We start from the raw sequence: 12553 nt of genomic DNA, 5'->3' as shown, positions 1-12553 counted from the left end.
ACGTGATCTACGCGGCATTAACTTGTGACAAGTGTTCGACTGCCTATACGTTCACGGATCAACGCGGCGCCGAGCCTCACCCGCCGCGCTGATCACCGTTGTCTCGCGAAAGGTTTCCGCATGCTCTCCGGGAACGGCCGTCATCGTCGCCCCCGCCAGGCTCCGGCCCTCCTCGTGGCGGCCGGAGTGACCGGCTCCGCCATCGCGATCCCGCTCCTCGGCGCCACCGGTGCGAGCGCGGCGACCGGCACCACGTGGGACCAGGTGGCGAACTGCGAGACGGGTGGGTCCTGGAGCGAGAACGACGGCGACGGGTACTTCGGCGGGCTCCACATCGCCCAGGAGGACTGGGAGCGCTACGGCGGTCTCGACTTCGCCTCGCGCGCCGACCAGGCCAGCCGCAACCAGCAGATAGCGGTCGCCGAGAAGATTCTCGCGGACAAGGGCGTCGGCTACTGGTCCACCTGCGGGCTGCTCAACGGGCTCAGCAAGGACTCCGCGGCGGCCGACGTCGACACGGGCGTGGCGGACGGCGCGACGTCGGACGGTAGCGAATCGCCCGACTCGCCCGGCTTGTCGGACTCCTCCGAGTCGTCGGCGGACTCGTCGGCGGACGCGCCCTCGGACGTGTCGGCGTCGCCCACTCCGTCCGGCTCCGGCGCCCAGTCGGATAGTTCCGGCAAGGCCGACAAAACAGACAGGTCCGGCTCGTCGCCCGATGCGGGCTCGGGTTCCGGCGACGCGCAGAACTCGCAGGGTTCCGACAGCTCCTTCACGGGCGACACGAAGCAGGACGACTCGGACAAGTCCTGGCAGGAGGGCGGCTCTTCGGCCCTCGTGGACACCGGCTCCCTCAGCGCCGGCCGGCACCGCGGCGGCAGCGCCGACGAGACCGCCGCCGACAGCGGCGCCGACGAGGCCGGCAGCGGCACCTCCACGGGCCGTCACGCCGTCCGCGCCGACTCGTACACCGTCCGCGCCGGAGACACCCTCGCGTCCATCGCCGACTCCCTTGGCCTCCAGGGCGGGTGGCGTGAGCTCTACGCCGAGAACAAGCAGGCGATCGGCGTCGACCCGAGCGTCATCGCGCCCGGTCAGACCCTCTCTGTCGGTGTCGAATCGGGCGAAAACTAACGGGAGTTCACGTCACACTTCGCGCTGAATGTCCGTTTTGGCGAAAGTGTGGGATGACTCTCAGAAGCCTTGATCGTCTTTGAAATTCCGCGGATCGCGTGTCTACCGTCGTGACCGCTCGCCAACACGAGCCCCGGCTGCCGCAACGCCGAATCCTGCCAGCGGCCGTACGGGAACAGTCGTCGCGTCAAGCGCCGTAGGCAGGAGCGGGGGACCCAAGGTAAGTGCCGGGACCAGCAGTTGAGCTGGGTCCGGCTTGGGGTGAAGCCGTGCCGCGCACGCAACAGTGCGCAGCACGGCCGGGCAACTCAACCGGCCCGAACCCGACAGCTCACCTCGTAGGCGTCGGTGAGGGGATCCACCATGCTGTTTTCCAGCAAGGGCAAGCACCGCCGTCCGTCCAAGGCCACTCGTGCCATCGCCATCGCCGGTGTCACCGGTGCCGCCGTCGCCGCCCCGCTGATGGCGGCCGGCAGCGCCTCCGCCGCCACCGCCTCCGAGTGGGACGCCGTGGCCCAGTGCGAGTCCGGCGGCAACTGGTCCATCAACACCGGAAACGGCTACTACGGCGGCCTGCAGTTCTCCGCCTCCACGTGGGCCGCGTACGGCGGCACCCAGTACGCCTCGCAGGCCAACCAGGCCTCCAAGTCCCAGCAGATCGCCGTCGCCGAGAAGGTCCTCGCCTCCCAGGGCAAGGGCGCCTGGCCGCACTGCGGCGTGAACCTGTCGAGCTCCGCCTACAACGGCAGCACCGACACCTCGTCGAACAGCTCCAGCGGCTCCAGCAGCTCGAGCAGCGACTCCTCGGAGACCTCGACCCGTTCCTCGGAGCAGCAGGCGTCCCGTTCCGCGGACCGTCCGGCCGCGAAGAAGACCGTCACCACCCCGACCGGCAAGAAGGTCAAGAAGGGTGACGGCGAGTACAAGGTCGCCAAGGGCGACACCCTCAGCTCGATCGCCGAGGAGAACGACGTCAAGGGCGGCTGGGCGAAGGTGTTCGAGCTGAACAAGGACATCGTCGAGGACGCCAACCTCATCTACCCGGGCCAGCAGCTGCACCTGAAGTGACACGCGGCTCGTAGTCGAACCACAGCGCCCTCCTGTGCGAGGCCTCCACAGTGGAGGCCTCGTGAGGGCCACCCCCGTCCCCACGGGCTCCCCGCTCCGGTGCGTCTTCCCCCGTACGCACCGGGGCGGGGCTCTTTCATGCGGGTTGTGCGGGTTTCCGCACACGTTGCACGGGGCTCTTTGTTCCGTTCGGAAACAATTTACTCTCGGTTCTGTCCATCGGGTGGTCGACGGGCTGGCCGATCGCCCGGAGCCGGTTAGGCTCGTCTCGCAGTACCCACCGCGGTCCTGCCAGCCCGCGTCACATTGAAGAAGGAGATGCTCGTGCCGTCCATCGACGTCGTCGTAGCCCGGGAAATCCTGGACTCCCGAGGCAACCCCACGGTCGAGGTCGAGGTCGGCCTCGACGACGGCAGCACGGGTCGTGCCGCCGTTCCGTCCGGCGCCTCCACGGGTGCCTTCGAGGCCATCGAGCTCCGCGACGGTGACCCGAACCGCTACCACGGCAAGGGTGTCGAGAAGGCCGTCCTCGCCGTCATCGAGCAGATCGGCCCGGAGCTCGTCGGCTACGACGCCACCGAGCAGCGCCTGATCGACCAGGCGATGTTCGACCTGGACGCCACCGACAACAAGGGCTCGCTCGGCGCCAACGCCATCCTCGGCGTCTCCCTCGCCGTCGCCCACGCCGCCTCCGAGGCCAGCGACCTCCCCCTCTTCCGCTACCTGGGCGGTCCGAACGCGCACCTGCTGCCCGTTCCGATGATGAACATCCTGAACGGCGGCTCGCACGCCGACTCCAACGTGGACATCCAGGAGTTCATGATCGCGCCGATCGGCGCGGAGTCCTTCTCCGAGGCGCTGCGCTGGGGCACCGAGGTCTACCACACGCTCAAGAAGGTGCTGAAGAGCAAGGGCCTGTCCACCGGCCTCGGCGACGAGGGCGGCTTCGCCCCGAACCTCGGCTCCAACCGCGAGGCCCTCGACCTCATCCTCGAGGCCGTCAAGGAGGCCGGTTACACCCCCGGCGAGCAGATCGCCCTGGCCCTGGACGTCGCCGCCTCCGAGTTCTACAAGGACGGCGTCTACTCCTTCGAGGGCAAGGACCGTTCCGCCGCCGAGATGACGGAGTACTACGAGGAGCTCGTCGCGGCCTACCCGCTCGTCTCCATCGAGGACCCGCTGTTCGAGGACGACTGGGCCGGCTGGAAGGTCCTCACGGGCAAGCTCGGCGACAAGGTGCAGATCGTCGGCGACGACCTGTTCGTCACCAACCCGGAGCGCCTGGCCCGCGGTATCGACGAGGGCGCCGCCAACGCCCTGCTCGTCAAGGTCAACCAGATCGGTTCGCTGACCGAGACCCTGGACGCCGTCGAACTGGCCCAGCGCAGCGGCTTCAAGTGCATGATGTCCCACCGCTCCGGCGAGACCGAGGACGTCACCATCGCCGACCTCGCCGTCGCCACCAACTGCGGCCAGATCAAGACCGGCGCCCCGGCCCGCTCCGAGCGCGTCGCCAAGTACAACCAGCTGCTGCGCATCGAGGAGATCCTCGACGACGCCGCGGTGTACGCCGGCCGCAGCGCGTTCCCGCGGTTTCGTACTGCCTGACCAGTAGCCACAGCGCTCCGCGACTGCTGAGCACGGCAAGGGCTGACCCAAGCGGGGTCAAGCCCTAGCCAGTCGTACGTACGTCCCCGTACCCGGTCCCGTACCGTGTCCGGGGACGTACGTACGTGTGAGACGGGAGGCGGGGGAACATGGCCGTGAAGGACCGGGACCGTTTCTCCACCGCGACCAGGATCAAACTGCTCGGTGAGCAGACCGCGGCCCGTGTCTACCGCTCCCAGACCAAACGGCAGGCCCGCCGCTCCCGGCTCACCGGCCGGGCCGCGCTGCTCGCCATGGTGCTGTGCACGCTGATCGTGGCGCTCGCCTATCCCATAAGGCAGTACGTCTCCCAGCGCGCCGAGATCGCCGACATTCGGCGCCAGCAGGAGCAGGCGCGGCAGCGGGTCGAGCAGCTGCGCGACCTCAAGGCGCGCTGGCAGGACGACGCGTACGCGGAGCAGCAGATCCGGCAGCGGCTGCACTACGTCATGCCGGGCGAGACTGGTTACATCGTCATCGACCCGGACGCGGCCCGGCAGTCGCGCGCCGACCTCGGCGCGGCCGACCGCCCCTGGTACGCGAACGTCTGGGACGGCGTCGACAAGTCCGACGCCTCCGACCAGTGAACCGACCGATGGAAAGACAGGCATGCAAACGCCCCCGCCGACCACCCCGCGCACCGAGCCCACCGACGCGGACGTCGAGGCCTTCAAGCAGCAGCTCGGGCGTCCGCCGCGCGGTCTGCGCGCGATCGCGCACCGCTGTCCGTGCGGCCAGCCGGACGTGGTCGAGACGGCCCCCCGTCTCCCCGACGGCACCCCCTTCCCGACGCTGTACTACCTGACGTGCCCGAAGGCGAACTCCGCCATCGGCACCCTGGAGGCGAACGGCGTGATGAAGGAGATGACCGAGCGGCTGGAGACGGACAAGGAACTCGCCGCCGCCTACCGCGCCGCGCACGAGGACTACGTCCGGCGCCGTGACGAGATCGAGGAGCTGAAGGGCTTCCCCAGCGCCGGCGGCATGCCGGACCGGGTGAAGTGCCTGCACGTCCTGGTCGCCCACTCCCTGGCGGCCGGCCCCGGGGTCAACCCGCTGGGCGACGAGGCGCTGGAGATGCTGCCGGAGTGGTGGCGCAAGGGGACGTGCGTGACGTCCGTCCAGGGCGGCCAGGACGCTCGTGACGGTCAGGACGCTCAGGTTCAGGAGGAGGCCAAGTGACCCGGGTCGCCGCCGTCGACTGCGGTACGAACTCCATCCGGCTCCTCGTCGCCGACGCCACGGCATCCGATGGCGCCTCCGGCGCGGGGGCGACCGGCACCCTGGTCGACCTGGACCGCCGTATGACGATCGTCCGCCTCGGCCAGGGCGTCGACCGGACCGGCCGGCTCGCCCCCGAGGCCCTGGAGCGGACCTTCGCCGCCTGCCACGAGTACGCGGCGATCATCAAGGAGCACGGTGCGGAGCGGCTGCGTTTCGTCGCGACCTCCGCCTCCCGGGACGCGGAGAACCGGGAGGAGTTCGTGCGCGGGGTGCTGGACATTCTCGGTGTCGAGCCGGAGGTCATCACCGGCGACCAGGAAGCGGAGTTCTCCTTCACCGGCGCCACCATGGAACTGACCGGCCGCGACGACCACGCCAAGCCCTACCTCGTCGTGGACATCGGCGGCGGCTCGACCGAGTTCGTCGTCGGCGACGACCACGTGCGCGCGGCGCGCTCGGTCGACGTGGGCTGCGTCCGGATGACCGAGCGGCACCTGGTGCGGGACGGGGTGGTGAGCGACCCGCCCTCGAAGGAGCAGATCGCGGCGATGCGGGCCGACATCGAGGCGGCCCTCGACCTGGCCGAGCAGACGGTCCCGCTGCGGGAGGCGCACACACTGGTGGGCCTGGCCGGCTCGGTGACGACGGTCTCGGCGATCGCCCAGAACCTCCCCGCGTACGACTCCACCGCCATCCACCACTCCCGCGTCACCCACGACCGGGTCCGCGAGATCACCGAGTGGCTGCTCGCCTCCACCCACGCCGAGCGCGCGGCGGTCCCCTCCATGCATCCGGGGCGCGTCGACGTCATCGGGGCGGGCGCCCTCGTCCTGCTCTCGATCATGGAGCGGATCGGCGCGCAGGAGGTCGTCGTGAGCGAGCACGACATCCTCGACGGCATCGCCTGGTCCCTCGCCTGACCCTCACTTGCTCGCAAGGAGCAGCGGCCGTCGTGACCACCTGCACCGGTGCCGTCTTCGACAACGGGATCGTGGCGGGCCTCCTGGAGGTCCTCGCCTCGGCCCGCGAGCGAGGCGGGACGGCACCGTTCGCCGACGAGATCGCCCGCGTCAACCGCACGCTCGACAGCTGCGCCGCCGCGCGGTGGGCCATGCCGAGCGCCACCTCGGCAGCCCTCCTCGATCTCCTCGCCGAGGATCTGCGCGCCGCTCCGGGCCGGGACCTGCCGCCGGGCTTCCTCCAGAGGCTCGACGAGGCCGCAGGGGGCCGGAACCGGTCGGAGTTCCTCACGGACACGGCCCTTCGGCTGCGTACCTCGCAGCGCGAGGGGATCGCCCGGTTCGAGGACCTTCCGATGTCCGCCTGGGAGGCGGAGCTGAGGTACGCCCACCTGCGGGACTTCTCCTGGTGGGTCGAGTCGGACGAGTACGGGACCTTCGAGGAGGGCGCGCTCGCGGGCGTGACCAGCGAGCACCCGGGCGGCTGCGCCCACCTGCTCCCCGCGCTGATCGCGGAGCTGCACGCGGCTCTGCTCCTCGACGCGGACGCGCGGTCCGTCGCGGGGCTGCGCTCCGTGGTCCCCTGGGCCACTCCGCCGATCCTGCGGGAAGTGCTGCGACTGGCCTCCGCGCATCTGCTCGACGCGCACTGAGCATCGCCTCGACGCACGCGAACGAGAGGGCTCCGCGCGTCGGTCGCCCCCGCTCGGTGGCACTCTGCTGAGCAGGTCGGATGCCCGTATGAGCATGCCTGAGGGGCCGTCGTGGGGCACTCCGTGCCACTCCGCCGAGAAAGTTCGTGAAGTTCTTCACAAGGAATTCGGCCCTACTGAGGGACGAAGATGTCGCCGTTGACCCTTCCGGGGCCTCGACGCCCGTGTGAACGTGTTCAAAAGGGGTGGGCGTGGGTGTGTGACGGAGATGCTTGAGGGGTGCGTTTCGGGGGTCTCACGAAGTGGGTTCGGGGCCAGAGAAGCAGCTCACGCGGCATTGACAACGCCATGCCCTACACGCTGGTTCCCACTCCGCGCCATGATGTGGATCACGCGAGCGGCGGAGGATAGCACACACGGCCAGGAAGCTTGTGAAGGGGCGCACGAGCGACCCCCCTGAGACGGGTGGATACTCGATGGCATGAGCACCACGGAGCGTCCCAGGATCCTCGTAGTAGGCGGTGGGTACGTAGGCCTGTACGCAGCTCGGCGCATCATGAAGAAGATGCGCTACGGCGAGGCGACCGTCACGGTCGTCGACCCCCGGTCGTACATGACCTACCAGCCCTTCCTCCCCGAAACCGCCGCCGGCAGCATCTCCCCGCGCCACGTCGTCGTCCCGCTGCGACGCGTGCTGCCCAAGGCGGAGGTCCTCACCGGTCGGGTCACCACCATCGATCAGGACCGCAAGGTCGCCACGATCTCCCCGCTGGTCGGCGAGGCGTACGAGCTGCCCTTCGACTACCTGGTCATCGCGCTCGGCGCGGTCTCCCGCACCTTCCCGATCCCCGGCCTCGCCGAGCAGGGCATCGGTATGAAGGGCATCGAGGAGGCCATCGGCCTGCGCAACCACGTCCTCGAGCAGCTCGACAAGGCCGACTCCACGAACGACGAGGAGATCCGCCGCAAGGCGCTCACCTTCGTCTTCATCGGCGGTGGCTTCGCGGGTGCGGAGACCATCGGCGAGGTCGAGGACATGGCCCGCGACGCGGCCAAGTACTACAACAACGTCTCCCGCGAGGACATGCGGTTCGTCCTCGTCGACGCCGCCGACAAGATCCTGCCGGAGGTCGGCCCCAAGCTCGGCCAGTACGGCAAGGAGCACCTGGAGGGCCGTGGGGTCGAGGTCTACCTCTCCACCTCCATGGACTCCTGCGTCGACGGCCACGTGGTGCTGAAGAACGGCCTGGAGGTCGACTCCAACACCATCGTGTGGACGGCCGGCGTCAAGCCGAACCCCGCCCTCACGCGCTACGGCCTTCCGCTCGGCCCCCGCGGTCACGTCGACTGCGAGCCCACGCTCCAGGTCAAGGGCACGGACTACATCTGGGCCGCGGGCGACAACGCCCAGGTTCCCGACATCGCCGCCCGCAAGGCCGGTAACGAGAACGCCTGGTGCCCCCCGAACGCGCAGCACGCCCTCCGTCAGGCGCGCGTCCTCGGTGACAACGTGATCTCCGGTATGCGTGGCTTCCCGCAGAAGGACTACGCGCACGCCAACAAGGGCGCGGTCGCGGGTCTGGGCCTCCACAAGGGCGTCGCGATGATCGTCATGGGCAAGATGAAGATCAAGCTCAAGGGCCGTCTCGCCTGGTACATGCACCGTGGCTACCACGGTCTGGCCATGCCGACCTGGAACCGCAAGATCCGCGTCTTCGCGGACTGGACGCTCGCCATGTTCCTCAAGCGCGAGGTCGTCGCCCTCGGTGCCCTGGAGACTCCCCGCGAGGAGTTCTACGAGGCCGCCAAGCCGGCGCCGGTCGCCGCCGCGAGCAAGGCGGAGGACAGGCCCAAGGCCGAGGAGAAGCGCAAGGCCGAGCAGGCCAAGGCCTCCTGACCTCGGGTCACCGAACACCGAACGCCCCGAAGGGGCCGCCCGCCATCCGTGGTGCGGGCGGCCCCTTCGGCGTGTTTCGGCTCTGTCCTCTGCGTACCGGTGCTCATGTCCCTTGTCTCGTGCGGGTGTTGGATGTGTGCATGTCCAAGACAGGGCGGATGCTCATCCGCAGGATCGCCGATGAGCTGAAGGTCCGCCCGCAATGGGTGGAATGGAAGGGCGAGGGTGCCGACGCCTTCCGCACCTGGAGCGCGGATCTGGCCAACTCCACCCTGAGACCGGGCGACTTCAGCGAGGGGGGCGGGGAAGTGGCTGGCCCAGGCGTCGAACGCGATCGCCCAGGCCTAGGTGTCCATCCCGCGGGACGCCGGGAGCGCCCAGGCGAACCTCGATGCGGCTCAGGCGGCGCACAACGACGCGGACGCGGCGTCCGTCGCAGCCAAGTCCACGAGCGAGCTCGCCGCACTGACGGCGCACAAGGAAGAGGTACGGCAGCAGGCTGCGGCGCAGATACCGCCAGCCTTGCCGCCCCCGGCTCCTTCGCCGACCCAGTCCCGGCAGCCCAGCCGTCCTCCAGCGGCGCCCCCGCCACCTCCCGCCGCGGCTCCTGCCCGACCGCGGTCTTTACCGCCGCCACCATGCACGCCGCCCCCGACGACCCCGCCGCCCATCACCCCAACCTCGTAACGGCGTTCGCCGTGCCCGGAGCGCTGCCGCCGGGTGGCCTGCCTCACGAACTGAGCGCGTTCATCCGTACGTGATTGGCACGTTCACCAGGCTCATCGGGGGATGCCGGAGTCCTCGTCAGCCCGCCGACGAGCAAGCGAAACGCGGCGGCGCTTACGGTGAACCCCTTTTGGCCGGAGGCTTTGGAATCGCGTATGCCCACTCGCGGCAAGCAGTGAGCCACCTCCACGCACTCGTTGTCCGCTGCGCTGTAGCTGCTCTTGAACCAGTTTCCTGCCATGAGCTGGGCTGTGGCTGGCGTTTCGCTCATCGGGTGAACTCCTGTCGTGCTGTGGCCAGCAGCTCAAGGCTGACCGACGGCGTGGACCTCGATGTCCGTGACATCCACGCCGTACTGGGGGCAGCGTCATGAACGAGGAAGCGGACCGCGTACGACTCCTGCCCTGGACCGGTGCCCACGGCCGGCCCTGTCTCCTCCTCACGGACGAAGAGGGTGGCGTCGCCTCCCGGTTGGCCGACCGGATCGAGAGCGTGCAACTCGGGCTCGCGCAGAGGCTTCTGGGGCGGGCGCGGGACGGGCTCTCGGCATCCGGGCCGAGTGGTGCCAGCGAATTCACCTGCCTGGCAGGTCAGTTGGCGGACGCACTCCAGGATGTGCTGCTCATCGCCGTCTCGCGGGGTACCCGGCTCGGTGGGGAGCGGCGGTCCCGAGGAGGCGGATCGGCCTCCGCGCCGTCCTCGGTAACCGTCCTTCATGACGCCCTGTACAGCGCGAACGCCCCCCGAGGCTTCGGCCTGCTCACCCTCCCCGGCCGTGACCTGACCGCCGCCGGCGCCGCCCGGCGGTACGTGCGCGACACGGCCGGGGCGTGGGGGCTGCCACCCGAAACGACGGACGATCTGGAAACGATCACCGGAGAGCTCGTCGCCAACGCCCTGGAGCACGCCGACAGCCACACCATCACGATCACCTGCGCCCTCACCGCTCATACGGTCACGATCGGCGTCACCGACGAGGGCAGGGGGAACCCGCAGACGGTTTCTCCCGCCCGGGCGGGACTGCCGACTCCGGAGCAGGAGCACGGCCGCGGTCTGCTGATCACCGAAGTGCTGGCCGACCGGTGGGGTACGCGGCGAACCGGCAGTGGGCTGACCGTCTGGGCCGACCTCGCCCTCGCGTCGGCGGACGCTGCCGGATGACCTTCGCCGTCACCTCCGAACCGGCGTTCGTACCGGCGTCCGTACCGGCATCCGAACCGGGCGGCATCGTCGGTTCGCCGTGGTCTGCGCAGGGAAGGACCGTCGCCCCCATACTGGGGGCGGGGAGGAGCCATGACTCATCAGACCCTTTACCGGCGGCTGCGCCACCGCCGTGATCGCATCACCCCGCCTCCGGGTTTCGCCTGGCCAGAGATCAGTGATGGACAGCTCGTGATGATGATGAGCCCGCGACCTCGCCACCGGTTCACGGCGAAGTTGGACCGTCGTCCTCGACCGCCGCAACGGCCCCGAGCCCGACATCTCGGTCGTCCGCGCCGAAGCCGTCACCAGCAGGGAGCAGACCCGCTTTCAGGCCGCCGACGTCCTGCTCGCCGTCGAAGTGGTCTCCCCCGACTCCGAAGCCCGCGACCGCGACACCAAGCCCCACAAGTACGCCGCCGCCGGCATCCCGCACTTCTGGCTGGTCGAGATGACCGGATCGAACCAGCGTCCCGTGGTCCGTGTGTACGAACTCGATCCGGTGTCCAAGGCCTAGCCCTCACCGACACCCGCCGTGACCTGCTCAAGGTCGACGTCCCGTACGGCATCGACATCACCCCGGACGCCCTCGACGCGCTCTGACGGTCCGGCGCAAGACTCATGGCCCGTACACACATTTTGCCCAGCCGTAACGCGAACGGGGGACTGCGGCCCGGCCCCGCAGGTGTTTACGTGGGTGTTGGACATTTCGGGTCCCTCGTCACGGAGGTGTACGCCATGGCAGACGCCGCGCTGCGGCTGAAGAGTCTCGTCGAACAGTTGCTGGGTGTACCGCTGGCCTTGCGCATCCGCGCCTGGGACGGTTCGCAGGCGGGGCCGCCGGGCGCGCCGACACTCGTCGTGCGCAATCGCCGGGCCGTGCGCCGGCTGCTGTGGAAGCCGGGTGAACTGGGCCTCGCCCGCGCCTGGGTCGCCGGGGACCTGGACGTCGAAGGGGACCTCTACACCGCCCTCGGCCTGATCTCGGGCCTCGTCTGGGAGCGCGACGAGGACACCCGCGGGGCCGGCCAGGCCCTGCGCGACCCCGAGGTGCGGGCCGCCGTACGCGGACTCGTCGCCCTCGCGGGCCCTCCGCTGCCGCCCGCCCCGCCCCGCGAGGAGGTCCGCAGACCCCGCCGCCGCCTGCACACCAAGCGCACCGACAAGCGCGCCATCAGCCACCACTACGACGTCGGCAACGACTTCTACGAGATCGTCCTGGGCCCCAGCATGGTGTACTCCTGCGCCTACTGGCCGGCCCCCGAGGCCGACGGCGGCACCCTCGAAACCGCCCAGCGCGACAAGCTCGAACTCATCTCCCGCAAGCTCGACCTGGCACCCGGCCTGCGCCTCCTGGACGTCGGCTGCGGCTGGGGTTCGATGGCCATCCACGCCGCCCGCGAGCACGGCGTGAGCGTCGTCGGCATCACGCTCTCCCAGGAGCAGGCCGCGTACGCCCGTAAGCGCGTCGCCGACGAGGGACTCACCGACCGGGTCGAGATCCGCGTACAGGACTACCGGGACGTGACCGACGGACCGTACGACGCGATCTCCTCCGTCGGGATGGCCGAGCACGTGGGTGCCGAGCGGTACCTGGAGTACGCCGCTGTCCTGCACCGGCTGCTCAGGCCCGGGGGGCGGCTGCTCAACCACCAGATCGCCCGCAGGCCCGAGCGGGAGGGGTCGACGTACAGCGTCGACGCGTTCATCGACTCCTACGTCTTCCCCGACGGCGAACTCGCGCCCGTCGGCACCACCGTCACCCAGCTCGAACGCGCCGGGTTCGAGGTGCGGGACGTCGAGTCGATCCGCGAGCACTACGCCCTCACCCTGCGCCGCTGGGTCACCAACCTGGAGGGGGAGTGGGCGCGTGCGGTGGGGCTCGCCGGTGCCGGGCGGGCCAGGGTCTGGCGGCTGTACATGGCCGCCTCCGCGCTCGCCTTCGAGCGCAACCGCATCGGCGTCAACCAGGTCCTCGCGATCCGGACTCCCCAGTCCGGCCTCTCGGGGCTGCCGTTGCGGTCCCGGACCTGGAACTGAGGACA

The 12553-nt window shown here is 69.8% G+C and carries 12 protein-coding genes, 1 pseudogene and 1 riboswitch; of the genes and pseudogenes, 12 read left to right on the top strand and 1 reads right to left on the bottom strand.

The genetic code is table 11. From position 1 onward, the window contains the following. Positions 1 to 120: 120 nt before the first annotated feature. The 9 genes from KUM49_RS43045 (at position 121) to KUM49_RS50095 (ending at position 9343) form a co-directional block, all read left to right on the top strand. Positions 121 to 1134 carry a transglycosylase family protein gene (locus KUM49_RS43045; protein ID WP_217242388.1) on the top strand — a complete coding sequence of 338 codons (1014 nt, stop codon included), beginning with the start codon at positions 121 to 123 and terminating at the stop codon, positions 1132 to 1134. Positions 1135 to 1316: 182 nt separating this feature from the next. Next, a riboswitch (cyclic di-AMP (ydaO/yuaA leader) is annotated at positions 1317 to 1494 on the top strand. A 3-nt stretch (positions 1495 to 1497) separates the two neighbouring features. Next, a complete protein-coding gene (locus KUM49_RS43040; RefSeq protein ID WP_217242387.1) occupies positions 1498 to 2202 on the top strand; it encodes a transglycosylase family protein in 705 nt (234 codons plus the stop codon). A 324-nt stretch (positions 2203 to 2526) separates the two neighbouring features. Next, positions 2527 to 3810, top strand: coding sequence for a phosphopyruvate hydratase (eno, locus tag KUM49_RS43035; RefSeq protein WP_217242386.1), 1284 nt, complete (start codon positions 2527 to 2529; stop codon positions 3808 to 3810). Between the two features lie 149 nt (positions 3811 to 3959). Next, a complete protein-coding gene (locus KUM49_RS43030) occupies positions 3960 to 4436 on the top strand; it encodes a septum formation initiator family protein (RefSeq protein ID WP_217242385.1) in 477 nt (158 codons plus the stop codon). A gap of 22 nt (positions 4437 to 4458) precedes the next feature. Beyond that, positions 4459 to 5031: a DUF501 domain-containing protein gene (locus tag KUM49_RS43025; RefSeq protein WP_217242384.1), complete on the top strand. Its 573-nt coding sequence runs from the start codon at positions 4459 to 4461 to the stop codon at positions 5029 to 5031. Further along, complete coding sequence (locus KUM49_RS43020; RefSeq protein ID WP_217242383.1) at positions 5028 to 5993, top strand: Ppx/GppA phosphatase family protein; 966 nt, start codon at positions 5028 to 5030, stop codon at positions 5991 to 5993. The genes KUM49_RS43025 and KUM49_RS43020 overlap by 4 nt, the downstream gene beginning before the upstream one ends. A gap of 32 nt (positions 5994 to 6025) precedes the next feature. Then, complete coding sequence (locus KUM49_RS43015) at positions 6026 to 6685, top strand: hypothetical protein (RefSeq protein ID WP_217242382.1); 660 nt, start codon at positions 6026 to 6028, stop codon at positions 6683 to 6685. Positions 6686 to 7166: 481 nt separating this feature from the next. Next, complete coding sequence (locus tag KUM49_RS43010; RefSeq protein WP_217242381.1) at positions 7167 to 8582, top strand: NAD(P)/FAD-dependent oxidoreductase; 1416 nt, start codon at positions 7167 to 7169, stop codon at positions 8580 to 8582. A gap of 638 nt (positions 8583 to 9220) precedes the next feature. Continuing rightward, the gene (locus KUM49_RS50095; RefSeq protein ID WP_302185583.1) at positions 9221 to 9343 is read left to right on the top strand and encodes a hypothetical protein; all 123 of its coding nucleotides are present in this window, start codon (positions 9221 to 9223) and stop codon (positions 9341 to 9343) included. On the opposite strand, the gene KUM49_RS43005 is transcribed toward KUM49_RS50095, so the two are convergent. Further along, a complete protein-coding gene (locus KUM49_RS43005; protein ID WP_217242530.1) occupies positions 9313 to 9549 on the bottom strand; it encodes a DUF397 domain-containing protein in 237 nt (78 codons plus the stop codon). The genes KUM49_RS50095 and KUM49_RS43005 overlap by 31 nt on opposite strands. Positions 9550 to 9677: 128 nt before the next feature. On the opposite strand from KUM49_RS43005, the gene KUM49_RS50530 reads away from it, so the two are divergent. The 3 genes and pseudogenes from KUM49_RS50530 to KUM49_RS42990 all read left to right on the top strand — a co-directional run bounded on the left by KUM49_RS50530 (position 9678) and on the right by KUM49_RS42990 (position 12548). Next, positions 9678 to 10469 (top strand): ATP-binding protein, encoded by a 792-nt coding sequence (locus KUM49_RS50530; RefSeq protein WP_217242380.1) that lies wholly within the window; start codon positions 9678 to 9680, stop codon positions 10467 to 10469. A 271-nt stretch (positions 10470 to 10740) separates the two neighbouring features. Next, positions 10741 to 11111, top strand: a pseudogene (locus KUM49_RS42995) (Uma2 family endonuclease); the annotation flags it as partial. 135 nt (positions 11112 to 11246) lie between these two features. Continuing rightward, entirely contained in the window at positions 11247 to 12548 is a 1302-nt protein-coding gene (locus tag KUM49_RS42990; RefSeq protein WP_217242379.1) for a class I SAM-dependent methyltransferase, read from the top strand. Positions 12549 to 12553 lie beyond the last annotated feature (5 nt).

The sequence above is a fragment of the Streptomyces sp. AC555_RSS877 genome (assembly GCF_019049245.1).
Lineage (GTDB): Bacteria > Actinomycetota > Actinomycetes > Streptomycetales > Streptomycetaceae > Streptomyces.
The sequence above is the reverse complement of the archived record's forward strand: the minus strand, read 5'-3'. Positions and strand labels throughout refer to the sequence as shown.